Raw genomic sequence first — 25,834 nt, forward strand, 5'->3', positions numbered from 1 at the left:
TCCAGTGTTTGTGTTGTCCAGTGAAAATACGGGGTGATCAAAGCCCGCTTTCCGGTGCCGATAGTTGCGCTGCCGGCGTCTCCGCTTGCTGCTGTTTCGCCGCCTGCTGGTGGGTCAGTTCCTGTTGGCGACAGGCCAGAGTGGCCTGGGTTTGGTCTTCCATCGGGTTGTTGAGGAAGCGGGCGGCGGCCTGTTCGGCGCAGTTGCTCGCCGAAATAATATCGTGGGCCAGTTGCGGGAACAGCAGCCACTGGTGGTTCGGCAATGCCTTGCGCGCAGTATTGGCGTCCTCCGGGGACAGTACCGGGTCCAGGCCGCCATGCAACACCATGACCGGTGCGGGTGTGGCGATGGCCTGTGACTCCAGCAGCGGTGCGGAGGGAATTGCCCAGATGCGGCACTGTAATTGCAGCAGGCTCAGGTCCGCACGCGCAGCGCCTCCCAGGATACCGGTTTTGGCGGCATTGGTGCGGGCCTGTTCAAAGTCCACAAAGGGGGCTTCCTCGTAACAGAAATGACTGACGCCGGCGGCATCACCGAAGTAAGGGTCCAGCACGATCTCCATAAAGTGTCCGATGGCTTTCTGTGCGGGTTTGAGGCCTTCATCAGCGGGGTTTTCCAGCCCCTCAATCAGTTTCGGCAGTTCGCTGTAGAAATTCTCATTGTACAGTGCCTGAAAGAGGACTCGCAGCAGACGCTGTCCTGTGAGAACGAAGGGGTAGTGCTGGTCGGAATAGCGGTGCCTGATGGAAATGGTACGGGGTGTTTCGTCCAGGGTCTGCACCAGATTCTCCAGGCGGCGGCGCAGTTCCGGGTAGCGGCTGTTACAGGTTTTATGCTCGATACAATGTTTCAAGCCGCGCTCATAGGCCGCCAGAGAGTCCTGGGCCAGCTGCTGGGTGTAAACGATATTAGGGAAAACGGCGCTGTTGAGTACCAGGGCGCGCACCGATTCAGGGTAATCCCGCGCATAGGTGAGGGCGTAGCGGGCGGCGTAGGACACCCCGTAGAGGTCGAAACTATCGATCCCGAGCAACTTGCGCAACGCCTCCACATCCCTGGCGATGGTGGCGCTGTTGTACTGGGCCATATCGGTGCCCTTGCTCAGGCGGCTATAGCAGCGCTCCATGCTGAAAGCGAATACACGGGCCTCCTCTTGCGGGGAGAGGTTGCGCTCGAAGGCGGTGCGGGCATCCTCGATAAATTCCCTGCAGGTGAGACGCGGCTGTGCCATGCCGGTGCCGCGGGGGTCCATCACAATCAGGTCGCGGCCGTCCTCTACCGACATGGCCGCATAGTTCAGCCACAACCAATCGCTGGCATTTTCCGGCTCCAGGCCCATGCTGGCGCCCGGGCCGCCGGCGCCCAGATGCAGCAGGGGCGCCTTGCTGGGATTTGGTTCCTTGGCGTGAAAGCGTACGGCGGGGAAGCGGATCTTGCGTCTGGATGGGTGGGCGTAAGCCTCTGGGACTTCCACCATAAAACACTGGGTCATGGGCCAGGCGTCACCGGTTTCAAACCAGCAGGGTTTGGGAATCAAACGGGTATGGGCCTCACCCTGCGCTGCCTGCCCGGGCTGTTGCTGGCCGGCCCGCTCACAGGCCCCGACCAACAGGCAGAGCAGAACGGAGACGGCGGTGAACGGACGGAAAGTGTGCACTGAACTCATTCCTTTGGACTGTGATGGGTTTTGTTGAGTGTTTTTCCCCGATACCGTTTAACGATGGCCAACCCGCGCAATGGGAGCCGACAGGTTCCAACGCAGGGCGGCCAGGCGAATTGACAGGGTGACAAGCATGGCAATAGCGACAACCAGATCTCCAGCAAGTTTGCCACTGGCGTCCAGAAGAACCAGGACGGCGGCGCCGGTTAGAGCGGCGGTGGCGTAGATCTCACGGCGCAGCAGCAGCGGGATATCGCCGCACAGCAGGTCCCGGATCACGCCGCCAACGGTGCCGGTCATCACGCCCATCACGATGGCAATCGTGGCCGAGTAACCAAGTTCCAGCCCTTTCTGCGTGCCGATCACGACAAACACGGCGAGACCGATAGCGTCGGCCACCATCAGCAGGCGCATGGGCACCTGCAGGTAGCGTATCAGATAAAAGCTGAGCACACCGGTAGTGGCGGCAATCCACAGATAGTAAGTATCCTGCAGCCAGAATACCGGGAGATTCAGGATGATATCTCTGGTCGTGCCGCCTCCGGTGGCGGTGACACAGGCGAGCACCACCGCGCCGAACAAGTCCATCTGCTTGTGCCCCGCGGCAAGTACGCCACTGAAGGCAAATACCACTATGCCGATCAGGTCAAACCAATGCAGCAGCTGATCCATATCGTCGTTAAACCTACAGACTGGCGAAGCCGGGCAGGATAGCACTCATGATCTGGCAAGGGGAGAGACGGAGCAGCAGGGCGGTGCGCTTGGTGGTGGAGGGATGGGCCCACGGCGGGGCCCGGTGTGTCGTCAAGTTCAGACGAAGGCCTGCAGGCCTGTCTGGGCGCGACCGAGGATCAAAGCGTGTACGTCGTGGGTACCTTCGTAAGTGTTGACCGCTTCCAGATTCATCACGTGACGAATCACATGGAACTCGTCGGCAATTCCGTTGCCGCCGTGCATGTCACGGGCCACGCGGGCGATATCCAGGGCCTTGCCACAGTTGTTGCGTTTCACCAGCGAGATCATGGTGGGATCGAACTGCTTGTTCTCATCCATAATGCGCCCGACGCGCAGAGATGCCTGCAGTCCGAGCGCAATTTCGGTTTGCATGTCGGCCAGTTTTTTCTGAAACAGCTGGGTTTGGGCCAGTGGGCGGTTAAACTGCTTGCGGTCCAGGCCGTACTGGCGGGCGGCGTGCCAGCAGAATTCACTGGCGCCCATAGTGCCCCAGGAAATGCCGTAACGGGCGCGATTGAGACAGCCGAAGGGGCCGCGCAGGCCGCCGATGTGCGGGAACTTGTTTTCTTCCGGAACGAAGACACCGTCCATGACGATTTCCCCGGTGATGGAGGCACGCAGGGAGAATTTGCCCTCGATCTTCGGTGCGGACAGGCCATCCATACCCTGTTCGAGGATGAAGCCGCGGATAACATCCTCATCGTCTTTCCCCCACACCACGAAGACATCGGCGATGGGGCTGTTGGTAATCCACATCTTGGTACCGCTCAGGCGATAGCCGCCGTCCACTTTCCTGGCGCGGGTTTTCATGCCGCCGGGATCCGAGCCCGCATCCGGTTCGGTCAGGCCGAAGCAACCGACCCACTCACCGGTGGCCAGTTTGGGCAGGTACTTCTGCTTTTGCTTTTCGCTGCCGTAGGCATAGATGGGGTGCATCACCAGACTGGACTGCACGCTCATGGCGGAGCGGTAACCGGAATCCACGCGCTCTACCTCGCGCGCTACCAGGCCGTAGCAAACATAGTTGAGACCGGCACAACCGTAGCCGTTGATGGTGGCGCCGAGCAGGCCCAGTGCGCCCATTTCACGCAGGATGTCACGGTCGAAGATTTCGTGGCGGTTGGCCTCCAGAATCCTCGGCATCAGTTTGCTCTGACAATACTCACGTGCAGTGTCGCGCACTATGCGCTCTTCGTCGGTCAGCTGTTGGTCCAGCAGCAAGATATCGTCCCAATGGGCGAGAGGCTGATGTTTACTCATGGTTTGTCTCTTCTACTTCCGTTATCGATGTACACCGTTGCGGGTGGTGGCAGGGGTTTAAGCCCGCCGCAGAGGGTCCCGGTGACCATTCAGTTTAGTGTGGCGCATGATACCTAAGTAACTGTAACGGGGCACTCCCACAGACCACAAAATTCCAGCGGCCCTTTTAGCCACTGTGTAAACAAGAGTAAATCGCCTTGCGGGGTGTTTTTGTGGCGAGATAATGCCCGCAATAAATCTCTATTTTTGTTCAATTCACACTCTGCTTTCGGTGATATTCCTTGTGCTTTCATCGCATTTTGGCAATTTGTATTCCACTTCTCGCCAGCTGTTCATCCCCCACGATTCAGACTGATCAGTCCCAAGAACAGTTACAGCTACCAGCAAATTTTCGCGCTTCCGGCACCGTCGCCACCGAGCTGCGCTGGTGGCGCAGCTTCGGTGACCCGCAGCTGGAGCACTTGGTGCTACTCGCGCTGAAGGATAACCCGGATATCCAGGCCAGTTACTGGCGCCTGCAGCAGGCAGCCGCAGCGGCCCGCGGTGCCCGCTCCGGGCTTTGGCCCAGGGTGACTGCCCAGACTGAAAATACGCAACAGCGTTTTTCTTCCGGTGAGTTTACTGATGAATCCAATGAAGGTAACAGCTGGAGCACGCGTGTTGCGGCCAGTTATGAGGTGGACCTGTGGGGGCGGGTGCGCGCCGGTGCCAGCGCCGCTGAGGCGGGGTTTTTGGCCCGGGCGCAAAACCTGCAGACTGCCGCCCTGAGCCTTGCCGCAGAAGTATCCGCTACCTGGCTGCAACTGCGTGAAGCCTGGGGCCAGTTGGATCTGCTCGAACAGCAGTTGGAAACCAACCGCAAGTCACTGCAGGTAATGGAGCTGCGCTTTGGGCGCGGTGTCGGCGATGCCGCCGATGTGCTGCAGCAGCGCCAACTGGTGCAGCAGTCTGAGCAGGTGTTGTTAGAGGCGCAAGCCGATATCGAGACGCTCAAGGTCCAGCTGGCGGCGCTACTCGGTACCACTGAGGTGCAGCTCGAAGAGGTTATCCACAAAGTCGCGGGTCTTCCACTGCTGCCGGCCCTGCCGGATACCGGCATTCCCTCCCAGTTGCTGTTGCGCCGCCCCGATGTGCGCGAGGCCCAGCGCAGCCTATTACAGGGCTACCATCTTGCAGACCAAACCTGGGCGGACCGGCTGCCGGTATTGGGCCTTTCTGCCGTTGCCAGCAATGGCACCAGCCTGATCAGCGATATCACTGAAAACTGGCTGTTGGCAATTGCCGCCTCCCTGGAAGGAGTGCTCTTTGACGGTGGTGCCCTGGCTTCGGCGCGGGATCAGGGCCAGGCCGAGCTACAGGAGCGTTGGTCTCTGTACAGCAGCACCGTGAACCAGGCACTGTTGGAAGTGGAGCTGGCCCTGATTCGCGAGCGCGTCCTGGTGCAGGAACTGGTGCATTTGCGCGAGCGCAAGGGGCTTTCCGATCTGATTGCCCAGCGCCGCAGCCGCGCCTATGCCCGAGGCGCTGTCGATTTTCTCAATTTGCTCACCGCGACTACTGAGCAACAGAGTCTGGCTAGGCAGGTGCTTGCCGCCGAGCGCCAAATCATTGAAAACCGTGTAACGCTTTACCGCGCGCTTTCCGGGGGGCTGCCGCAGGAGGATCTCCCCGCCCCAAAGCCCGTGGATCTGGTGCTGTATCTGGAGGGAAGTAATTGATGTTAAAGAAAACCCATTGGCGCTGGATTATGCCCGTGGCGTTGGTACTGGTGGCGTTGCAGGTCGCCGGTTGGATGTTGCGCGAAAAACCTACGGTGGCGCGCAGCGAGCGTCGCGTGCCGCCACCCGCTGTAGAGGTGGCAGTGGCTGAGCGCGGCCGCTTCCCGGTGACTTTCAATGCCCTCGGCAAGGTCTCTGCAAGGGAGCTGGCAGAAGTGCAGCCACAGGTGCAGGGGGAAGTGGAATGGCTGGATTATGGCCTGGGGCCGGGGGCTATTTTACCCAAAGGCCAGGTATTGCTGCGTATAGAGGCGGAGCCCTACCAACTGGCGTTGCAGACGGCACGCAGCAGCCTTGCCGAGCGCCGTGCAGAACTGCAACAGGAGTGGGGCCAGCAGCAGGTGGCATTGGAAGAGTATGCCCTGCTGGGTAGCTCGCTGCCGCAGTCGGATCGCGCACTGGTGCTGCGCGAGCCACAACTGGCGCAAGCACAGGCGCGGGTGCAGGCGGCCGAAGTGAGCGTGGGACTGGCGGAGCGTGATCTGCGCCTCACCCGTATTCATGCGCCCTTCGATGCGTTGGTGGTGGCGCGTGCGGTCGATGTCGGTGATCGCGTGGCACCGGGAAATATTCTCTATAGCCTCGCCAGTGCCGACCACTTCCAGATCGCAGTGGAAGTGCCGGCAGCGCATCTGCACAGATTAGGTAGTGCCACTAATGAAGTGCGTATCTATGGCAGCCAGTGGCCCCAGGGCGTCTACCGGCGCGGTGACTTTGTGCGCACAATCCCGGTTTTGGAAGAGCAGGGCAGGCTTGCCAGCGTGCTGGTGGAATTGGAGGACCCCCTGTCTGTACACAATCCGGGCCAGCCACAGCTGCTGCTGAATGATCTTGCACGGGTGGAGATTGTTTCCCAGAGCGAAGAACAGAGCGTTCGAATTCCCCTTACCGCCCTGCAGGATGGCAACAGGGTGTGGGTGGTCAAAGACAACCGCACAAGGGTGCTGCCGGTAGAGGTGGCTTATATGGATGGGGACTACGCGCTGCTGGAACAGGGCTTGAACGGTGGTGAGACCCTGGTGACCACACGGCTGGTCAATGTGATAGAGGACATGCCGGTGCGTATTGCCGCCGATACCAAAGAGCAACAGCGCCTCGGTATAGAAGCGGCAGTATCCGCACAGAAGGTCGTGGAGAAGGGCGTGCACAGCGGCGCAACCGGGGGTGCCGATGGCTGAGTTCAAAAAAACTGGCGCGGAAGTTGATACTCGCTCCGGCCCCATTGCCTGGATGGCACGCAACTCTGTGACTGCCAACCTGTTGATGCTGGTATTTCTTGTTGGCGGGCTGATTTTTTCCGTTGTGGTGAAAAAAGAGGTCTTCCCGGAATTCAGCCTGGATATTGTCAGCATTGCCATCTCTTACCCCGGCGCCAGTCCGGAAGAGGTTGAGCGCGGTGTGCTGGTGGCTGCCGAGCAGGCGGTGCAGGGCATTGTGGGTATCAAGCAGAAGCGCGGTGTGGCCTCCGAGGGGGGGGCTTCGCTGACTCTGGAGCTGGAGGGCGATGCCAACGCCAACCAGGTTTACCAGGATGTCCAGCAGGCGATTGATCGGGTGACGACCTTCCCTGCGGATATTGAGCGACCCCAGGTGAGCCTGGCAGAGCGGAAGCGCGATGTAATGGACCTGGTGGTGCATGGCGACCTGGATGACCGGAGTCTACGCGCTGTCGCCATGCAGGTGTTCGACAGGCTGGAAGCGCACCCCGAGATTACCCAGGTGGAAACTTCCGGGGTACGCGATCTGGAGGTGGCGATAGCGGTGCGCCGGGACGACCTGCGCCGCTACGGGCTCACGCTCGCGGAGGTGGCGGCGCTGGTGCGCAACGGGGCGGTGGATGTGCCGGCGGGCGGGGTTAAATCTACCGCTGGTGAAATACTGGTTCGGGTCACCGAGCGGCGGGATTGGGCGCGGGAATTCGGTGATATCGTGGTAACCCAGGGCAGCGGGGGAGGGGCTGTGTATCTTCGCGATATTGCCAGTGTCAGCGATGCACTGGTGGATGAAGCGCGCAGCATGGTCTTTAACGGCGAGCCGGCGGTGAGTATCCGGATTTTTCGCGTGGGCGAGCAGACCCCCATGAGCGTGAGCGAGGCGGCGCGCGAGGTGATTGTGGAACTGGAGGACAGGCTGCCGCCGGGTGTGTCCCTCAGTATTCGCGATGATGACGCGGAACTGTTCAAGGAGCGCCTGTCGCTGCTGCTGAAAAACGGCTTTATCGGGCTTTTGCTGGTGTTTATCGTGCTGGGGGCATTCCTGGAGTTGCGCCTCGCGTTTTGGGTCACGTTGGGCATTCCCATCAGTTTTCTCGGTGCCCTGTTGTTCCTGCCAGGACTCGATATCTCTGTCAATATGGTGAGCATGTTCGCCTTTATTATCGCACTCGGCATTGTGGTGGATGATGCGATTATCGCGGGGGAAAATATTCACGAGTGGCGTCAGAAAGGCTATAGCAACCTGCAGGCGGCGGTGGCCGGCGCGCGGCAGGTAGCGGTACCGCTGACCTTCGCCATTCTTACCAATATCGTGGCTTTTATCCCCCTGATGGCTTTGCCCGGCTTTATGGGTAAGATTTTTGGGGTGATTCCCTTTGTGGTGGCTTCGGTGTTTGTGATTTCCTGGGTGGAGGCACTGTTCATCCTTCCGGCGCATTTGGCCCATTCCCGCCGCGGTTACAAAAGTCGCAGGGCGCGTCGTTTCGCCGCGCGTCAGAAGGTGCTGGCGCAGGGGTTGGACCGTTTTGTACAAGTGCGCTTTCGCCCTTTTCTCGATCTGTGTGTGCGCCATCGCTACACCACCATAGCGGTGGCACTGTCCACCCTGCTGGTCGTGGCCGGTTATGCTGCCAGTGGCCGTATGGGTTTTACTCTGATGCCGCGGGTGGAACGGGATTCCGGCCGCTTCCAGGTGGCCTTTCCCAACGGCACCGCCGAACAGCAGTTGGAAAAAGCGCGCAGCCAGATTATGGCTGCGGCCGACCGGGTGCTGGAGACCTACGACCGCGAACGGGTATTTCTCGGCATCCGTGGGCTGATCCGCAACGATTCGGTGCAGGTGGATGCTTACTTTGTACCCTCTGACCAGCGCGGGTTTTCCACCGGCGCGTTCGTGCGCGCATGGCGGCGGGAGGCGGGTTCGATTGCGGGAGCGCTCAGTGCAATCACCGTCGCAGACCGGGGAGGTCCCGGAGCGGGCGCCTCTCTCACGGTGGAGCTGCAACATACCGATACCGACACGTTGGATCGGGCGGCCCAGCGTCTGGGTACAGAGCTGGAGAAGTTCCCCAATGTCAGCGACATTGATGTCGGTATCTCCCAGGGCAAGTCGCAGCTGGACCTGACATTGACTGAGCGGGCCAAGAGCCTGGGCATTTCGGCGGAAGAGGTTGGCCGCCAGTTGCGCGCGGCCCTGTACGGCGCCGAAGCCCTGCGCCAGCAGCGTGGCCGCGACCAGGTCAAAGTGATGGTGCGCTTGCCGGAAAGTGAACGGGTCGGTATGGAGGATGTATCCAGCATCATGATCCGTGCCGGCAACGGCCTGTGGCTGCCATTGCCGGATCTGGTGGAAGTGTCGCAGGGGCGCGCCTATGCCACCATCAATCGCCGCGAGGGCCGGCGAGTGCTAACGGTTTCCGCGAATGTGGAACCCAGTGACCAGGCGGCGCTGGTGATCAATGCATTGGAGCGCAATGTGACTGCGCAGATGCAGGTGGAATTTCCCGGCCTCGGCATTTCCTACGAAGGGCGCCAGGCGGACGAGCGAGAGGGGCTCGCCTCCCTGAGTCTGACATTTCTGCTGGCAATGGCGGTCCTCTATCTGTTGCTGGCCATTCCCCTGAAGAGCTACATGCAGCCATTGATTGTCATGGTTGCCATCCCCTTCGGCGTGATCGGCGCCATACTGGGCCATCTTGTTATGGGCTATGGAATGAGCATGGTCAGCCTGCTGGGTATGGTGGCGTTGGCCGGGGTAGTGATCAACGATACCCTGGTGATGCTTGAGTACAGCAACCGCCTGCGCAGAGAGGGGGCTGGAATAGACAGTGCCATCAAGCGGGCGGCTGCGCGCCGCTTCCGCCCGATTGTGCTCACCACAGTGACCACTTTCTGCGGACTGATGCCGATGATTTTTGAAACCTCGGTGCAGGCGCGTTTTATGATCCCCATGGCGATTTCCCTTGGCTACGGAATTTTGGCGGCCACCGCCATCTCCCTATTGCTGGTTCCTTGTCTGTACCTGATGGTCGCCAGGGATATTCCGCAGTTTTTCAGCCGCCTGAAAAGTGGTCTGCAGTTGTTGGGACGGCAGTTGGCTGGCACCCGATAAAAGGTGCTGTGCCATGTCAGTCTCTGCGCAGCTCGTCTTTGATGGCGATGGGGTTGGGGAAGTTCATTACCACGATATAGGATGACACCAGAAAGGTCAGTATCGCGGTGGCCTGAATCAAATGGGAGGCGGCGCTGCCGATCAGGTTCCGGTCACACGCGAGCAGGGCGATCAGCAGGGAAAACTCGCTGATCTGCCCGAGGCGAAAGCCGATATCCCAGGCCAGTACCTTTTGTTCGCTCTGGTTGCCCAGCAGGTAGCGGAACACCACCGGTTTGGCCAGTAAAACCACCGCTGTGGTGACCAGTGCCGCAATCAGTATCTCCGGCAGCATCGCCAGATCAAACTGGGCGCCGAGGCTGAAGAAAAACAGAATGAGAAAGAAATCCCGCAGGGGTTTCAGGCTCAGAGCAATGTACTGGGAGATACGACTGGCAGCCAGGGTAATACCAGCGATAAAAGCCCCAATCTCCCGCGACAGGCCCAAGGTCTCCGCCAGCTCCGCCATACCCATGCACCAACCCAGCGCCAGCAAAAAGACATACTCGTGAAAGCGGTCGAAGCGGGTAAACAGGGGCAGCAGCAGGTATTTCACCATCCCCCAGGCAAGCATTACTATCAAGGGTAGTGAGCCAAAGGAAAGGGCCAGTTGCCCCAGGTGCATATCGCCGGCATTGTCGCTGAGCAGGATCGTCAGGCAGAGGATGGCCACAAAGTCCTGAAACAGCAGCAACCCCACCATCAGCTCTCCGAGGTGTTTGTGGTGCAACACCGTAGTGGGCAGCAGCTTGATGCCGATAATGGTGCTGGAAAACATCAGGGCCATGCCGATGACCCAGCACTCCAAGGGGGTAAAGCCGAATAGCCAGCCAAGGCCAAAACCCAGGCCAAGAAAAGTCGCACAACTCACCAGCCCCACAAACGTGGCCTTGCGCAGTACCGATACAAGCGCCTGGGGCTGCATATCCAGGCCGAGCAGAAACAGCAGGAATATAATCCCCACACTGGACATGTCCGAGAGCAGGCGCAGGTTATCGATCACCGCCAAGCCGGATGGACCCAGAAGAATACCCAGGGCGATATAGGCAACAAGGAGGGGCTGGCGTCCGAACAGCGCCAGAGAGGCGACAACCGCTGCGCCGCTAAAAATCAGGAAAAAGGATTGAAATAAGGTGCTTTCCGCCACTGGCTATCCCTATTGGTGCGCGAAAATTCATCATTATCCATAGGCAAGCGAACCGCGGAAAGACCTCGTCACCGGTGTCTGTGCGGGGATCACTCCTGCTTATCCGAAGGGATAGGCAGCTCTGTGGTGCTCTTGATCTGTTCCAGGGCGAAGTTGGAAATAATATCGCTGATACCCACGCGACGGATCAACCCCTTGTAGAAGCGATCATAAGCGGCAATATCGCTGACCACCACCCTGAGCAGGTAATCGTAGTTGCCAGCCATGCGAAAACAGTCAACCACTTCCGGCAGCTGGGCCACATGCTCGGCAAAGGCGTCCGCCCACTCCGGGGTATGCTGGCCGGTTTTTACCTGGGCAAATACCGATACCGGCAGCCCCAGCATTTCCGCATCGAGCAGGGCCACCTTGCGGCGGATGATCCTGCTTTTTTCCAGCTTCTGCACCCGGCGCCAACAGGGCGTCTTGGTGAGCCCCACACGCTCTGCCAGCTCTTCTATGGAAAGGCTGACGTCAGATTGCAGGATAGCAAGAAGTTGTCTATCAATCGCGTCAAGTGAGGACATAGTGCTACAGTGCTCCCAAAAACCACGGGGCTCTGTGTCCCTGCGCGCATTGTCACACCGTCACTGGCTTTGCCCCTGCGGTAGCTGTGTGTTACGGGGGTAGAGAGGGTGACCGCTGCCTGAAGGGCGTTGGCCTCTAACCACACCACGTTTTGTAACGATAGGCTCAGGCCAACTGTGCTGGTAGTGGAATTTTCCCGAATTGCAATGTTTCCGGGGGTATTTTGCAAGATAGTGGTGGGCGCGGTGGTATAAGGTGATTGAGCGGGAGAGCGGGGGGCAGACCGGTGTCGCAGGGCACCGGCTGCTGTTTTAGGCTGCGCTCTTCGGCGGAAAGCGCGGTTCAAACAGGCCCAGCTCAATCGCTTCACGCACCTTGGACATCAGGTCGATTTCAGTGAGATCCTGCAGTTGTTGCAGATTGTTCAGCACATAGTAAATGGGCTGAACAATATCGATGCGATAGGGAGTGCGCAATGTGCACAGCGACGAGAAATCGAAGTGCTCCGGCTCGCTGCTCAGGGCATAGAGGGTCTCTTTGGGAGAAGACAGAATGCCACCGCCATAGATGCGCAGCCCATCCTCGGTTTTGAGCAGGCCAAATTCAACGGTAAACCAATAAAGACGGGCCAGGTAAGCGCGTTCCTTGGGCGAGGCATTGAGCCCCAACTGGCCATATTTTTCGGTGAAATTGGCAAAGGCCGGATTGGTCAGCATGGCGCAGTGGCCAAAAATCTCATGGAAGATATCCGGTTCCTGTAGGTAGTCAAACTCCTCTGGGGTGCGGATAAAGGTGGCGACCGGGAATTTGCGCTCGGCAAGCAGGCCAAAAAAGGTCTCGAAACCGATGAGTGCGGGCACTCTTGCAACCTCCCAGCCGGTTTCCCGGCGCAGAACGCAAGAGACTTCCTCCAGTTGTGGGATGCGCTCACGGGGCAGGTCCAGAAGCGCCAGGCCGCGCATATACTCATCGCAGGCGCGACCGGGCAAAATGTCCAACTGGCGTTCTATCAGACGCTGCCAGGTTTGGTGTTCCCCGTCTGTGTAGTCAATAAAGCCCTGTGCGTTGGGCTCGCGTGCTGTGTATTTACTGCTTTTTTGCGCTGTTGCTTTTTTCATGCTGTTGCCTCCTGCGGGCTGTCACTCCCGATGAAGGAGCCTAACAGCCGGCCGCTGAACCTTTGTTGTTATACCTACCCCTATTTTTAGTCAGTTACCTGCCCGCAGGGGAGGGCTGTGAACGCCGTATTGCGCAGCCTGGGGCGATCCATTTACACTTCTTGTAAAGATTTCTTTACGGGTGCGGCGGTGAGAGTTGAGATAACTTGTGCGAACAGAGTGGGTATTCTCCATGAAATCATGCAAATCTTCGGTGAATATCGAATAAATGTCACTTCCGGGGAGCTTGGAGGAGACAGTGGTGACAAGGTCTACCTATTGGCGCCGGGTATGCTTGCGACCCAGTACCAGAGCATAGAGCGGTCACTGCATCGGGTGCCTGGCGTCAAGCGGGTGCGACGCATCGCGCTTTTGCCCCTGGAGCGGCGCTACTTTGAGCTGGATATCCTGTTGCGACACGTGACTGACCCAGTCCTCAGTGTGGACCGCGAGGGTAGGGTGGTTGCCGCTAATCTCGCTGCGGCGCGGGTTTTTGGCGTCAGTCTGGACCGGGTTCCGGGGTTGCAACTGCAGCGCTTTCTGCCCTTGATGCAGGTGGCCGAGTTGTTGCGGGATTTTTCCGTACCCCGCTACGGCCTGCAGGCAGTAGTGCGCGGGCAGAATTTTTACCTCAACTGGTCACCTATTGCCCTGGGAGATGATCCCTCTGGCGTGGATTCCATGGCCGGTGCGGTATTGAGGCTGCATGCCCAAGAGCAGAACGCACTTATTTCCCAACCACTTCGCCCCATGGCGCTTTGGGATTTTGACCTGCGCCGGCAGAGCTGTTTACAGCTGCGGGATCTGGCGGCATTGACCGTGCCGTTACTGATTGTCGGGGAGCGTGGCACTGGCAAAAGTACGTTTGCCAGTGCGGTGCACTATTTGTCTCCCTCGGCTGCCCGCGCGGGTGGTGTCCGCATTGCGCCCTGCGAAGGGAACTTTGCGCTTCCCACTCACCTGCACGCCACAGAGACTTTGATACTGGAGGATCTGCACCGCCTTAGTGAGGAAGCCCAGATCGGGCTGCGGCGGCAGTTACAGGAACTGCCGCCAAGTGTTCGCCTGGTAGCTACCTGCGGCGACTTGCACGCACTGATACCGGCACTGGCGCAGATGTTTTCATCCCTGGCGATAACACTGCCGCCCCTGCGCAGGATGCGCCCGGCACTCTCGCGCTTCGCCGCAACACTGTTGCGGCAGGAATACCCAGAAATGGATGCACTGGATTTGGGCGAGGCGGTACAGGACCTGATCAGGCGGCACGACTGGCCGGAGAATTTTCATGGTTTGCGCGATTACCTGGTGGCTGCGGCTGCCCGTTGTCGAAGGCGCGGTACCCGTCGCATTGACAGACAGGATGCGCCGGAATTGTTCCCGCAGGCCCTGTTGCCCTGGCGGGATTGGGGCCGGGGGCTCACATACAGGGAAATCATGGAGCAATTGGAGCGGGCAGTACTTGGGGACCTGGCTGCCAGTCGCCTCTCTACCAGGGAGCTGGCAAAGGAGCTCGGGATTTCTCATACCACCGTTGCCAACAAGTTGCGCAAGTACGGCTTGCCGCCGCAGAAAAAGTAAGGGGACCGCTCAACGCGCGATGCGCCCAAGCAACATATCCCTGAACATCACAAAATCACCCAGGAGGCTGTAGAGCGGGTATTTGAAGGTGGCCGGACGGTTGTGCTCGAAGAAAAAGTGTCCGGCCCAGGCAAAACCGTATCCCGCGATGGGGGTTGCTGCCAGCCACAGCAAATTGAAGGTGACGGCTGCCACAATTACACAGGTAATCACCAGGCCGGTGCCGACAAAGTGCAGGCGCCGACAGGTCAGGTTGCGGTGCTCCTGCAGGTAGAAAGGGTAGAAGTCGCGAAAGGATTTGAATGTTTCGGTTTCCTGAGCGGCCATGCTACGCCTCCTTTTATTTTCGTCCCAGTGTACGGCGATTGCTGCGGACTTCCAAGCTGGGCGCTATCGCGGGTTATCTGCTAGGCTGCCGCATAATTTTTCTTGGGGTTGCCCCTGATACCAGTGAAAAGAGGAAGTTATGGCAGGTCCGCTCGCGCATTTAAAGGTACTCGATCTCAGTCGTATTCTCGCCGGCCCCTGGGCCGGCCAGGTATTTGCCGATTTTGGTGCGGAAGTGATCAAAGTGGAGAGACCGGGGCGCGGCGATGATACCCGCCACTGGGGCCCTCCCTACCTGAAAGACGAGAGGGGTAAGGATACCCCTGACGCTGCTTACTACCTCAGCGCCAATCGAGGTAAGAAATCCGTTACCGTGGATATCACCACTGAGGTGGGCCAGGATTTGATCAGGCAGATGGCGGCGCGCTGTGACATAGTGCTGGAAAACTATAAGGTGGGCGGTCTGCAAAAATATGGCCTGGATTACGCGTCTATCAAGGCGTTCAATCCCGCTGTGATCTATTGCTCTATCACCGGATTCGGCCAGACAGGCCCCTATAAAAACCATGCCGGCTATGATGCCATGATTCAGGGTATGGGCGGCCTTATGAGTATCACCGGTGTGGCGGAGGGCCAGCCCGGCGCCGGCCCGCAAAAAGTGGGGGTTGCCGTCGCCGATCTGATGACGGGTATGTACGCCGTATCCGCAGTCCTTGCTGCAGTGGTGTACCGCCAGAAGACCGGTCTAGGGCAGCATATCGATCTGGCGCTGCTGGACACCCAGGTGGCCTGGCTCGCCAACCAGGCACAGAACTACCTGACCTCTGGTAAAAATCCCGAGCGGCAGGGCACTGGTCATCCCAATATCGTGCCCTATCAGGCGGTGCCGTCCAGAGATGGCTATTTTATGCTGGCAGTGGGTAACGATGACCAGTTTAAACGCTTCTGCAATATCGCCGGGGTAGCAGATATCGCCGAAAATCCCGCGTACGCCACCAATGCCGCGCGCGTCATCGCCCGCGCCCAGTTGATACCGCAAATCGAAGAGGCCACTCGCCAACAGGAATCAGCCTGGTGGCTGAAGCAATTAAGCGACGTCCATGTTCCCTGCGGCCCGATTAACACCCTGGATGAAGTGTTTGCCGATCCCCAGGTACAAATGCGCGGGATGGTAATTGAGCAGGACCATCCCAGAGCCGGCAAAGTCAAGACTGTGCGCAATCCGGTACGCTTTTCCGAAACTGCCCTGGATTACCGACAGGCCCCGCCGTTGTTGGGGGAGCACACAGAAGAAGTTCTGCGCGAATTACTGGGTAAAAGTGCAGAACAGATCGTCAAGCTGCGTGAAAACGGGGCGCTATAATTGTTTTGTGTGGCAGCTGGTTTTTGTAATCGGGCTCACCGGGACGTGCATGGATAAACCTTATTGATACTGCAAACTAAGCGGTGAGACTCATTTATTTGCCAAAGAAAAACTGGGTAGAATGTGATACAGCTGGATCATTTCAACATCACCGCACCCATGGAAATACTCATTCGCGTGCGGGATTTTTACAAAACAGTCCTCGGCCTTACTGAGGGCAACCGCCCTCATTTCGCTCGCAGAGGCTTCTGGCTCTATGGGAATGGCAGGCCCATAGTGCATCTGATTGAGGGGGATACCGGGGAACAACAGCCAGCAACAACTTACCTGGATCATATAGCCTTCCACACTGATGACCTGCGGCCGATAAAGGAACGCTTGGACTGTCTCCGTATTGTCTGTGAGCAGGTGCTGGTTCCCGGCGGAGCGATTGAACAACTGATCTTTTATGATCCGGTGGGCATTAAAGTTGAGGTGAATGCGAGTATTTAGCTGCAGTATTCGCCAGCTACTAAGCGCTGGTATAGGCGGTGGCACCGCTACCAGGCGCGGTTCGCGGCAGCACAGCAAAAGCAGCCACACATTCGTGCTGATAAAAAGTTGACTGCGGTTTCATCTATATGCAATGCCCTCCTTCAGAGCACGAGTGCGCATGGTTATGGCGTCTAAGACCGGGCTTGGTTCTGTCATGCAGGAGGAACCTGCCGGGTACTCGCTGCTACAAATTTCCGGGAGGTATTTTTTGCCGTTTTACTGAAGATGAGTCACCGCAGAGGAGATGTGGGCGTCCACTGGCGTTTATTTATGGCCGCTGGTACCTGCCCGCATCCTCCTGCTCAAACCGTTCAAGTTTTTCTTTTGCCTGGGGAAGTGGATCGTAGATCGGGGGTTGTTGGAGATAAAGCCGATCTTGAACTGCGATGGGTACTTGATCAGGTCTTTCATATAGTCAGCGGCTGCCGCCATCACCGGTACCAACATCGGGATATGGCGCACTCCATTATTGATGTCCTCCTGAGGGTTGGCGAACAGATTGAACAGGGTGGTCCCGCCACTTTCGACGAAGATGGGGTCACTAAACCCGCCCCAGTAGCCCCGCTGTACGGCGCCATCCTGGACTTTAGCGGTTCTGACATATTTGAATTTGTCGACACGTATGGGGAAAAGTACTGGTTCATTGTCTAGGGGCGGCTGCGGTGTGCGGACTGGCCGTTATCCGCCCAGTAGGCGAAGCTCGGCACTCTGATACCTCCTTCCCAACTGGCTGGATCCCTTGCAGCCCCTGAAGGGCGTGCGACCGTGGGGTGGAACCTCGCAGCCTGGGCCATTATCGGAAGTCAGGAAAACCAGTGTATTTTCCGATTGCCCGGTTTCCTGCAATGCTTTCACCAGTTGCGCCAGTACGTAGTCCATTTGTACCATAAAGTCACCATATACGGTTCAGACTCTGGACTTGCCGGCCCACTTGTCAGAGGGTTAGTTGTCGAAACGGCAACCGCGGGTTGCGTGGTACAGAAAAAAGGGGTTGTCAGAATCCTTCATGCGTTTGATGCTGTATTGCATTTAGGCTTCATCGAGGACTGTGATATAGTCCAGGTTGATCAGTCGGATATCTTTGCTTGTATTCCTATCTAGTGGAGTACAGTGAACATCGTTGTGATTGAACTGCTTCTTTTCCATCATCGCAAAGCGCTCGGGTGACAACGCCAATTCCGGGTTGAAATACACGTCCTGCCATTCCGTATACATATCGGACACACCGAAGAGGCCGCGGAAGTCGCCGTAACCAACATTCTGCGGCAGTGAGCCCTGATTCTTGTACATATGCCATTTACTGGCACCCTAGGTCACATAACCAAATTTATGGATAATGGAAGGCATAGTCACGGCACCATCCAAACCTCCCGGTTCGCCTTACATTGAATCACCCTGGGTTTGCCGGAGGCAATTTGATTTGAGTCATGCCGCTTGGGCAGACTCGGCTTGCTGATAATACAGCTTTTCGTATTCGGCTGGAGGCATATCGCCAATCGGCTCGAGAATGTGGCGATGGTTAAACCAGTCGACCCAGGTCAAGGTTGCGCGTTCAACCTCATCCAGCTCTTTCCAGGGGCCTGTTCTGTGGATGACCTCCGCCTTGAATAAGCCGTTGATGGTTTCTGCCAGTGCGTTGTCGTAGGAGTCGCCAACGCTGCCGACTGACGCTTGGAAGCGGCTCGCGGACTTCGCGCTCCAGCTCTTTAAGGCGGGCTGCAGCACCACTAGTGGTGCCGGGCTTAGTGCCGTGATCGACTTCCATCTTGTTGACCCATGATCGTAGAGTCTCAGGCGTACAGCCGATCTTGGAGGCGATAGATGTAATCGCTTCCCAGCGTGATTTATGTTCGTTCTCGCCGGTTAACACCATGCGAACTGCACGTTCTCGTACCTCGGGGGAGTATCCAGATTGTTTGATCATTGGCTAATTCTCTCAAGAAAGTTAGCCTCCGAGAAACCCAGGGCGATTCATGAGGTGATGCCCCGATTTTACTATACAGGATAATTGCTGCTTGCAAGTGACTTTGTTTTGTTTGATGCATTTTTGTCGGCTGTGCTCTCGATGTAGATATGCAGGCAGGTAGGCGATCTATATATCGTACTTCCCTGGGCATGGTCTGGAATTCGGGTTGCTGGGAATCGAGGGGTAGGCGCGCAAGTTACTGGCACTGTTATAATGCTCTTCCCGGCAGGTGTATGAATGATAGCTATTCTGCATCAAAAATTGTCAACTAATTGATTTTATTGTTATTTTATGGACAGAGTAGAAGAGTTGCAGCTCCTCACAGAGCAGGCTTTGGGACTGGTGAAGAGGGCCGACGACCTGGCCGTATTAGATCAGGTACGTATTGATTATCTGGGCAAGAAGGGCTTACTGACGGCGCTGCTGAAGGGGCTGGGCAGGTTGTCTGCGGGTGAGCGCCCGGCAGCGGGAGCCAAAATCAACGAAGCTACACGGCTGGTGCAGGACAAGATTAACCTGCGCCGCACTATGCTGGAGCAAGAGGCAATTGATGCGAAGCTGGCGCTGGAGACCATTGATGTCACTTTGCCTGGGCGCGGCGAAGAGCAGGGTAATGCTCACCCTATTACCCGCACCTTAAAGCGGGTAGAAGCGTTTTTCATAAGCATCGGTTTCTCCATTGAAACTGGCCCAGAGATAGAGCAGGACTACTACAACTTCGAAGCGCTGAATATTCCCGCTCATCACCCGGCGCGGGCGATGCATGATACTTTCTACATAGATCCGGCAACCGTACTGAGAACCCACACTTCTTCTGTGCAGATTCGCACTATGGAGAAGAAATCCCCACCGCTTCGCATTATCTGTCCGGGACGTGTGTATCGATGCGACTCAGATGTCACTCACTCCCCCATGTTCCATCAAGTGGAAGGTTTGGTTATTGGAGAGAATATTAGCTTCGCCCATCTGAAGGGTTGTATCGACCAGTTTCTGCGCGCTTTCTTTGAAGCAGAAGTCCCGGTGCGCTTTCGCCCTTCTTACTTCCCTTTTACCGAACCCTCCGCGGAGGTCGATATTCAGTGTACTGCCTGTGGCGGAGAGGGCTGTCGTGTGTGCTCTGGTAGTGGCTGGTTGGAGATTCTCGGTTGCGGCATGGTGCATCCGAATGTTTTTGCCGCCTGTGATATCGACAGTGAGCGATACTCGGGTTTTGCTTTTGGTGTCGGCATTGAACGTCTCGCCATGCTGCGTTATGGCGTCAATGATCTGCGCTTATTTTTCGACAATGATCTGCGCTTCCTAAAACAGTTCTAGCTGAATATATGAGAGCGAGTAGCGCGGGGCTACTCGTATTGATATGCGGGTCCAAATTGTAAGTGCCTGCGCTGCAAGTTTTTGCGCCTTTGATTAGTTGCGCATAAAGCTGCGCTGATGGAATACAGAAAGAGATTGACTATGAAATTCAGTAACTCCTGGCTGCGGGAATGGGTAAATCCAGAGTTGACCACTCAGGATCTGGCCGATCAAATCACCATGGCTGGCTTGGAAGTGGAAGGTGTTGAGAAAGTTGCGGGCGATTTCTCTGGCGTGGTTGTTGGTGAGATTGTCACCTGCGAGCAGCACCCGGATGCAGACAAACTGAGGGTGTGTAAAGTGGCGGGGCATCCCGAAGGGGAGATGCAGGTGGTGTGCGGCGCTTCAAATGCTCGCATCGGCATCAAGGTACCCTTCGCTCTGGTGGGCGCCAAACTGCCGGGTGGTGTCAGGATCAAGAGGGCCAAACTGCGCGGCGTAGAGAGCTTCGGTATGCTTTGTGCGCAGGCAGAATTGGAGCTTGGAGAAGGCGGTGACGGTATTTGGGAGCTGCCGGAAATGGCACCCACCGGTACCGACCTGTACGAATACCTGGAATTGGATGATGAAACCATTGAGGTGGATCTTACCCCCAACCGTTCTGACTGTCTCAGCGTAGCCGGTATTGCTCGCGAAGTTGGGGTGCTGAACCGCTGTACAGTACAGGGGCCGGAAATTGGCCCGGTATCCCAGCAGAATGACCAAAGCCTGCCGGTATCCCTGCTGGCAGAGGCTGCCTGCCCGCGTTATGTAGGCAGGGTGATTCGCAATATTGATATCAAGGCCCAGACGCCTCTTTGGATGCAGGAACGCCTGCGCCGCGGCGGTTTACGCAGTATTGATCCGGTGGTTGATGTCACTAACTATGTCTTACTGGAACTGGGCCAACCCATGCACGCTTTCGACCTAGAGAAGCTTTCCGGTGGTATCAAAGTGCGCATGACAGAGCCTGGTGAGGAACTGACCTTGCTCGATAGCCAGAAGGTCAAACTGCAAGAGGGTACCCTTCTGATTGCAGATGAGGAAAAGCCCCTGGCAATAGCCGGTATTATGGGTGGCCTGGATACCTCGGTAACCGGAGACACTCAGCATCTTTTTCTTGAGAGTGCCTTCTTTAATCCGGTTGCTATTGCCGGGAAGGCGCGCTCATATGGGTTACATACGGATTCCTCCCACCGCTTCGAGCGCGGTGTCGATTATCGCTTACAGGAAAAGGCTGTCGAGCGGGCCACCCAGTTGTTGCTGGATATTGTTGGCGGTGAGCCTGGTCCGGTACATATACGCGAACTGAGTGAAACCATGCCCGCCGAGCGCCACATTACCCTGCGACGTGCAAGGGTTCAGCAGGGTCTTGGTGTTACCCTGACTGATAATGAAATCGTCGATATCCTCACCCGCCTGGGCCTGGAAAAAATCGACCAAAATGAAGAGGGGTGGACCTTTCTCGCCCCGAGCTTTCGATTTGACCTCGCGATTGAGGCGGACTTGCTCGAAGAGCTGGCCCGCGTGTATGGCTACAATCGAATTCCAGGTGAGAGCTTTGCTGCCCAGTTGGAAATTGCCCCGCGACCTGAGAGCGAGACTGCCCAGCGCGAATTCGAGCAGATCTTGCTGGCCCATGGCTACTTCGAGGCGATCACCTTCAGCTTTATCGATAGCGACAGTGCTGTATTGTTCGATCCGCAAGCAGAGCCGGTTGCGCTGCAAAATCCGATTAGTGCAGAGCTAGCGGTGATGCGCACAAGCTTGTTACCGGGTCTGTGCAAGGTTTTGCAATACAATCTCAACCGCCAGCAGAATCGAGCGCGTCTGTTTGAGACAGGTTTACGTTTTGTACCCGGCCCCCAGCTGCGCCAGGAACAAATGCTTGCCGGTTTAGTTTATGGGAGCCGTTTCGCGGAAAACTGGACGGGAAATAAAGATGCTGTGGACTTCTATGACATCAAAGCCGATGTTGAGGCCCTGTTGGCCCATACTGGTGCCTCTGAGGAGTTCCACTTTGAGACCGCTAAGCACCCAGCACTGCACCCCGGACAGACCGCTAAGATTATGCGTGGTAATTGCGAAATGGGGATAATCGGTGCCCTACATCCTCAGGTACAAAAGAAACTTGCCCTCCGGAAGCCCGCCTTTGTGTTCGAGCTCAGTCTTGAAGCGATGGGAAAAGGGCGGGTGCCTGTTTTCAGCCCCTTGTCCAAGTTTCCGGAAGTGCGCCGTGATCTTGCCTTGCTGATCGATGCGGATGTACCTGCCAACAGCTTGGTGAAAGCCACTGTTGCCGCAGCTGGCGAAACCTTGATCGACCTCAAAATATTTGATGTCTATCAGGGTAAAGGCATTGATTTAAATAGAAAAAGTGTCGCATTGGGCTTGACCTTTCAGCATTCCTCACGCACCCTTAATGACGAAGAAATCAATGCCGCTATAGAGGCGGTGGTCGGAAAACTGGAAGAAATGTATAACGCTAGTTTGCGCTAATAGAGCATGATGCTCTTTGGTGAAGGCTGAATTGCACCCTGAGAGCGTCTGCTATCGGGTTGAGAGCTGCCGAGGTTTGGTCTGCTTACGATCTGAAGTCGACGCCTCTGAATCAATTGGTGGGATCCAATGACAGAGGCACTGACCAAGGCCGGGCTTGCCGAGAGACTGTACGAAGAGCTGGGCTTTAACAAGCGCGAAGCGAAAGAGATTGTCGAATACTTCTTCGAGGAAATCCGCAATGCGCTGGAAAGTAACGAACAGGTAAAACTCTCGGGCTTTGGCAACTTTGATCTACGCGACAAAAGTCAGCGCCCCGGCCGCAATCCCAAAACCGGTGAGGAAATTCCCATCTCCGCCCGCAGGGTTGTTACCTTTAAACCGGGCCAAAAACTCAAGGCGCGAGTAGAGGAATATGCTGGAAGCGAGTAATAGCTCCGAATTGCCAGCTATTCCCGGTAAGCGCTACTTCACTATCGGCGAAGTCAGTGAACTCTGCGCTGTCAAACCCCATGTCCTGCGTTACTGGGAGCAGGAGTTCCCACACTTGAAGCCCGTCAAGCGTCGAGGTAACCGCCGTTATTATCAGCATCAGGACGTCATCATGATACGCCAGATTCGTGCGCTTTTGTATGAAGAGGGCTATACCATCGGTGGGGCCCGCCAGCAGATTGAGGTTGGCAGCGAGAAGGCAGAAGTCGCGCAGCTTCAGCAAGTGTTGACCGGGGTTATTGCAGAACTGAAAAGCGTTTTGACCCTTCTGAAATAATTGATAGCAATACTCTAATCCAGACTTGCAATCCCCTACCACTCCTGTATGATTTGCGCCTTAATAATTCACTATCTCTTTAAAAATCAATTAGTTAGAGAGATGGATCATTGAAAAGTTTCGGAGCGTAGCGCAGCCTGGTAGCGCACCACACTGGGGGTGTGGTGGTCGTCGGTTCAAATCCGGCCGCTCCGACCAATAACTTATTGTTTTATAAAAGTATTCTAAAAACCCTCATGCGTTGAATTCAACAACGCACAAAAACTGCACAAAAACCCTGCACAAAAACTCTAAAACTCCCCACCTAACACATCATCGCTCAATCGGATATCCATCTGTGTGAAGGGCAGCGCTTCCTCGTCCTGGTAGTCCAGCGTAGTGCCTTTACTCTCATGTGCCATGAGATCCTGAATCTCCTCGACCTTGTATCCTGCAACCCGATACAGGGTGGAAGCCAGGCCGCGGACTTCATGGAATGAGGGCGGGGCACCCTCATTCAGCCGAGTAAACAGCCCGGTTGCATCGCGAGCTTCGGCAAACAAGTTGCTTAGGCGCCCAGGCATTATCTGGGCCATATGCACCTTCCCCTGGTTCCAGACTCTCCGCTTTGGCCAATGGCTAACTACAAAGGGGCAGCAACGGTTTTTCAGGCTCAGTTCCCGTGCCCGGTTGATAACCTTGGCCAACTGAGGGTACAGGGTAAGATTCCAAGCATGGCGCGCTGCTCTGGCAGATCCTTTCTGTGCGGCAGACTTACCAATGACCAGCTGTAGGGTGCGGCCCTTGAGATTTTTGTCCCAACGCAGATTGCATATATCCTCCCTACGCCAGGCGGTCAACAAAGACAATGCCATGGCAACCTGAAGCCCCTCCAGCTCCATTTCCCCGGCTTGGCGGTAAATGGCCCAGTATTCTTTCTGTGTCAGGGTGTTGCGTGCTTTGTAGGGTTTCTGCTTGGGCAGCAGGCGAGGGCGATCATCGGCAGTGGTAAACGGGTTGTATTTCAGTTTTGGTAAGAGATTCTGTGACATCAACCAGTTAAACAGCTTTCTAAACTCTGCATGGCGAAGTTTCTGTTGGTTGAAAGTCAGCTCATCCCACCAGTTTGATATGTTCACCCAGGCAATCTGGCCAAGGTTGAATTTGTTAAACTGCTCAGCAAACTGGTTAAGGGCATATACCTGGTTTTTCCAGCTTTTCTTATCTCTAAGTAAAGGGTTCAAACGCTGCTGATAAGCGATATAGAGTGGGATATGGTAGGCAAGCTGCTGACGGCTGGGGCTATGTGTGGTGGGAGGTACAATGATGTCCCTGATTGTATTGGCATCAGAGGCTATTTTGTTGGCCTCCACCACAGAAGACGCTTTAAAAATTTTGTTGGAACCATCGGCGCGTAAATAACGGTAATAGCCCGGACGCTTGCGGGGGTCCGGGTAAAGATTATCTACCAATTCTACCCCATCTACTATGCGGGGTTTTTTGGGCCTGGCCATGCTCTTATCTCAATAAGTCCATTGCGGTGACTTGTTCAGCTTCACTAAGCGGGGATAAGAAATCATTCGCGGCGAAATGGTTGGCGTCAACGTATGGCTTGCCGTCTATTACTTTACCGCGAATCGCACCCTGCTCAATCCACTCGCACCACTGTTTTCGGCTCGGTGCAGACCCCCTGGCAAAAAATTCCTTGTTAGCGCGGGTGTGGGTAGTCAGTTCTGTCATGTGGGCTCTCCTATCCTTTGGTCTTCAGCCAAACAAAATCCATGGCCGTCCCGGGTGAGTTTTCCTGCCTGCTCCAGGGCATCGAAAATGGGTTTAACGAATCTGTTGCCGCCGCGCACGGCGTTGTTGATGCGCCTCAACACGGGACGGGCGCCGAATTCACCGGCGCAAATACGGTCAGCCAGATCAATCTGTTCCTGGCTTAGGTCGGCGTTTACATGCCGTTTACCGACCGTTGACAGCCGTTTAGCTGGCGTTGAAGGCCGTTTACAGCCCGTTGACAACTGTTTAGAAGGCGTTGAGGAATCTTGCTCTTCCGTTAACAACCGTTTACCTACTGTTAACAGCTGTTTAGCGTCAGATGGCAACCGTTTCGGCTCCGTTGGCGACCGTTTACCGACCGTTAACAAATGTGTTAACAGCTGTTTACAAGTTGTTAACGGCCGTTTACAAGCCGTTGACAACGGTTGAGCATCCGTTGACAGCCGTTTACAAACCGTTGAATGTGATAGCTAGGCGCCAGGACAAGGAGAAAGCCGCGCTGGAGAAGAAGGTTTTTTGGTTGCGGTATTATTACAGATGGGAAATGCAGGATGTGGCCAGGAAGGTCAAAAAGTCAAAGCCCTGGGTTGAAAAAATGTGTCAAATTGTTGAAGCAACGGTGGAAGCTTTCTTTTTGTCGCAGAATGCCGCATAACTGTATTTAAAAACAGCCTGTATGTATTGACACCATACGTCCATATGGACTAACTTTGTATAAGCTGTCGCGAAGTATGCGCAGCGGGACCATACCCCCCTTTGAAAGCCCCGTCTGGTTAATCCGGCGGGGCTTTTTTATGGCTGTAATTCGGCTGTTCGGCCGTTCTATGGATGAAATACTCGGATGCTTTGCAATACCAGACGCCAGTTACTTCCCATCGCTGCCCGGTTGTTGTAGCAACTTAACGTGCCTGGGCATTAAATACCAGATAACTCCAGCAATTAAATACTGCACGAATATATTTCCGACCCAGTTTACCTCCTCGACTCTATTAGCTGCCATCATTAAAAACATGATGCTGCCACATATCAAGTT

At 56.2% G+C, this 25,834-nt stretch carries 23 protein-coding genes, 1 tRNA gene and 2 pseudogenes; 14 read left to right on the top strand and 12 right to left on the bottom strand.

The window, feature by feature from the left end:
- Positions 1-37: 37 nt before the first annotated feature.
- The 3 genes from Q1A48_RS08805 to Q1A48_RS08815 all read right to left on the bottom strand — a co-directional run bounded on the left by Q1A48_RS08805 (position 38) and on the right by Q1A48_RS08815 (position 3,658).
- On the bottom strand, positions 38-1,660 hold the full coding sequence (locus Q1A48_RS08805; RefSeq protein WP_299943613.1) for an alpha/beta hydrolase: 1,623 nt from the start codon (positions 1,658-1,660) through the stop codon (positions 38-40).
- A gap of 57 nt (positions 1,661-1,717) precedes the next feature.
- On the bottom strand, positions 1,718-2,335 hold the full coding sequence (locus Q1A48_RS08810) for a trimeric intracellular cation channel family protein (RefSeq protein WP_299943616.1): 618 nt from the start codon (positions 2,333-2,335) through the stop codon (positions 1,718-1,720).
- A gap of 138 nt (positions 2,336-2,473) precedes the next feature.
- On the bottom strand, positions 2,474-3,658 hold the full coding sequence (locus Q1A48_RS08815; RefSeq protein ID WP_299943619.1) for an acyl-CoA dehydrogenase: 1,185 nt from the start codon (positions 3,656-3,658) through the stop codon (positions 2,474-2,476).
- A gap of 281 nt (positions 3,659-3,939) precedes the next feature.
- On the opposite strand from Q1A48_RS08815, the gene Q1A48_RS08820 reads away from it, so the two are divergent.
- From Q1A48_RS08820 to Q1A48_RS08830, 3 genes are read left to right on the top strand one after another with little or no spacing between them, the layout of a single operon-like run.
- Complete coding sequence (locus Q1A48_RS08820; RefSeq protein ID WP_299943622.1) at positions 3,940-5,376, top strand: efflux transporter outer membrane subunit; 1,437 nt, start codon at positions 3,940-3,942, stop codon at positions 5,374-5,376.
- Positions 5,376-6,614 (top strand): efflux RND transporter periplasmic adaptor subunit, encoded by a 1,239-nt coding sequence (locus Q1A48_RS08825; RefSeq protein ID WP_299943625.1) that lies wholly within the window; start codon positions 5,376-5,378, stop codon positions 6,612-6,614. Before Q1A48_RS08820 ends, Q1A48_RS08825 begins: the two co-directional genes overlap by 1 nt.
- The gene (locus Q1A48_RS08830) at positions 6,607-9,762 is read left to right on the top strand and encodes an efflux RND transporter permease subunit (RefSeq protein ID WP_299943628.1); all 3,156 of its coding nucleotides are present in this window, start codon (positions 6,607-6,609) and stop codon (positions 9,760-9,762) included. Before Q1A48_RS08825 ends, Q1A48_RS08830 begins: the two co-directional genes overlap by 8 nt.
- Positions 9,763-9,778: 16 nt before the next feature.
- On the opposite strand, the gene Q1A48_RS08835 is transcribed toward Q1A48_RS08830, so the two are convergent.
- From Q1A48_RS08835 to phhA, 3 genes are all read right to left on the bottom strand, one after another.
- Positions 9,779-10,948 carry a cation:proton antiporter gene (locus Q1A48_RS08835; protein WP_299943630.1) on the bottom strand — a complete coding sequence of 390 codons (1,170 nt, stop codon included), beginning with the start codon at positions 10,946-10,948 and terminating at the stop codon, positions 9,779-9,781.
- Between the two features lie 89 nt (positions 10,949-11,037).
- Complete coding sequence (locus tag Q1A48_RS08840; RefSeq protein ID WP_299943633.1) at positions 11,038-11,514, bottom strand: Lrp/AsnC family transcriptional regulator; 477 nt, start codon at positions 11,512-11,514, stop codon at positions 11,038-11,040.
- Between the two features lie 312 nt (positions 11,515-11,826).
- Entirely contained in the window at positions 11,827-12,633 is an 807-nt protein-coding gene (phhA, locus tag Q1A48_RS08845) for a phenylalanine 4-monooxygenase (protein WP_299943636.1), read from the bottom strand.
- 240 nt (positions 12,634-12,873) lie between these two features.
- Between phhA and Q1A48_RS08850 the strand changes: the two genes are divergently transcribed.
- On the top strand, positions 12,874-14,250 hold the full coding sequence (locus Q1A48_RS08850; RefSeq protein WP_299943639.1) for a TyrR/PhhR family helix-turn-helix DNA-binding protein: 1,377 nt from the start codon (positions 12,874-12,876) through the stop codon (positions 14,248-14,250).
- 9 nt (positions 14,251-14,259) lie between these two features.
- On the opposite strand, the gene Q1A48_RS08855 is transcribed toward Q1A48_RS08850, so the two are convergent.
- Entirely contained in the window at positions 14,260-14,577 is a 318-nt protein-coding gene (locus Q1A48_RS08855; RefSeq protein WP_299943642.1) for a DUF962 domain-containing protein, read from the bottom strand.
- 139 nt (positions 14,578-14,716) lie between these two features.
- Between Q1A48_RS08855 and Q1A48_RS08860 the strand changes: the two genes are divergently transcribed.
- The 3 genes from Q1A48_RS08860 to Q1A48_RS08870 all read left to right on the top strand — a co-directional run bounded on the left by Q1A48_RS08860 (position 14,717) and on the right by Q1A48_RS08870 (position 17,125).
- Positions 14,717-15,940 carry a CaiB/BaiF CoA-transferase family protein gene (locus tag Q1A48_RS08860; protein ID WP_299943644.1) on the top strand — a complete coding sequence of 408 codons (1,224 nt, stop codon included), beginning with the start codon at positions 14,717-14,719 and terminating at the stop codon, positions 15,938-15,940.
- Positions 15,941-16,063: 123 nt separating this feature from the next.
- Entirely contained in the window at positions 16,064-16,432 is a 369-nt protein-coding gene (locus Q1A48_RS08865; protein WP_299943647.1) for a hypothetical protein, read from the top strand.
- 495 nt (positions 16,433-16,927) lie between these two features.
- Positions 16,928-17,125 (top strand): hypothetical protein, encoded by a 198-nt coding sequence (locus Q1A48_RS08870; protein ID WP_299943650.1) that lies wholly within the window; start codon positions 16,928-16,930, stop codon positions 17,123-17,125.
- Between the two features lie 27 nt (positions 17,126-17,152).
- Here the strand turns inward: Q1A48_RS08870 and Q1A48_RS21800 are convergent.
- The 3 genes and pseudogenes from Q1A48_RS21800 to Q1A48_RS08880 all read right to left on the bottom strand — a co-directional run.
- Positions 17,153-17,365, bottom strand: a pseudogene (locus Q1A48_RS21800) (sulfatase-like hydrolase/transferase); the annotation flags it as partial.
- A 138-nt stretch (positions 17,366-17,503) separates the two neighbouring features.
- Positions 17,504-17,764 carry a hypothetical protein gene (locus Q1A48_RS08875; protein ID WP_299943653.1) on the bottom strand — a complete coding sequence of 87 codons (261 nt, stop codon included), beginning with the start codon at positions 17,762-17,764 and terminating at the stop codon, positions 17,504-17,506.
- A 135-nt stretch (positions 17,765-17,899) separates the two neighbouring features.
- A pseudogene (locus Q1A48_RS08880) lies at positions 17,900-18,398 on the bottom strand (integrase core domain-containing protein).
- A gap of 333 nt (positions 18,399-18,731) precedes the next feature.
- On the opposite strand from Q1A48_RS08880, the gene pheS reads away from it, so the two are divergent.
- The 5 genes from pheS to Q1A48_RS08905 all read left to right on the top strand — a co-directional run bounded on the left by pheS (position 18,732) and on the right by Q1A48_RS08905 (position 23,238).
- A complete protein-coding gene (gene pheS, locus Q1A48_RS08885; RefSeq protein ID WP_299943656.1) occupies positions 18,732-19,754 on the top strand; it encodes a phenylalanine--tRNA ligase subunit alpha in 1,023 nt (340 codons plus the stop codon).
- A gap of 141 nt (positions 19,755-19,895) precedes the next feature.
- Positions 19,896-22,271 carry a phenylalanine--tRNA ligase subunit beta gene (gene pheT, locus Q1A48_RS08890; RefSeq protein WP_299943659.1) on the top strand — a complete coding sequence of 792 codons (2,376 nt, stop codon included), beginning with the start codon at positions 19,896-19,898 and terminating at the stop codon, positions 22,269-22,271.
- Positions 22,272-22,400: 129 nt separating this feature from the next.
- Positions 22,401-22,703, top strand: coding sequence for an integration host factor subunit alpha (gene ihfA, locus Q1A48_RS08895; RefSeq protein WP_299943661.1), 303 nt, complete (start codon positions 22,401-22,403; stop codon positions 22,701-22,703).
- Positions 22,687-23,040, top strand: coding sequence for a MerR family transcriptional regulator (locus Q1A48_RS08900; RefSeq protein ID WP_299943664.1), 354 nt, complete (start codon positions 22,687-22,689; stop codon positions 23,038-23,040). Before ihfA ends, Q1A48_RS08900 begins: the two co-directional genes overlap by 17 nt.
- A 121-nt stretch (positions 23,041-23,161) precedes the next feature.
- Positions 23,162-23,238: transfer RNA gene (locus Q1A48_RS08905), tRNA-Pro, on the top strand.
- A gap of 92 nt (positions 23,239-23,330) precedes the next feature.
- Here the strand turns inward: Q1A48_RS08905 and Q1A48_RS08910 are convergent.
- Both Q1A48_RS08910 and Q1A48_RS08915 read right to left on the bottom strand, forming a co-directional pair.
- Positions 23,331-24,533 carry a tyrosine-type recombinase/integrase gene (locus Q1A48_RS08910; protein WP_299943667.1) on the bottom strand — a complete coding sequence of 401 codons (1,203 nt, stop codon included), beginning with the start codon at positions 24,531-24,533 and terminating at the stop codon, positions 23,331-23,333.
- A gap of 4 nt (positions 24,534-24,537) precedes the next feature.
- A complete protein-coding gene (locus tag Q1A48_RS08915) occupies positions 24,538-24,759 on the bottom strand; it encodes a hypothetical protein (RefSeq protein WP_299943672.1) in 222 nt (73 codons plus the stop codon).
- A gap of 41 nt (positions 24,760-24,800) precedes the next feature.
- Between Q1A48_RS08915 and Q1A48_RS08920 the strand changes: the two genes are divergently transcribed.
- Both Q1A48_RS08920 and Q1A48_RS08925 read left to right on the top strand, forming a co-directional pair.
- Positions 24,801-24,965 (top strand): hypothetical protein, encoded by a 165-nt coding sequence (locus tag Q1A48_RS08920; RefSeq protein ID WP_299943675.1) that lies wholly within the window; start codon positions 24,801-24,803, stop codon positions 24,963-24,965.
- Between the two features lie 155 nt (positions 24,966-25,120).
- On the top strand, positions 25,121-25,456 hold the full coding sequence (locus Q1A48_RS08925; protein WP_299943677.1) for a hypothetical protein: 336 nt from the start codon (positions 25,121-25,123) through the stop codon (positions 25,454-25,456).
- The last annotated feature ends 378 nt before the right edge of the window (positions 25,457-25,834 follow it).

This window comes from uncultured Microbulbifer sp. (assembly GCF_947489355.1).
GTDB lineage: Bacteria > Pseudomonadota > Gammaproteobacteria > Pseudomonadales > Cellvibrionaceae > Microbulbifer.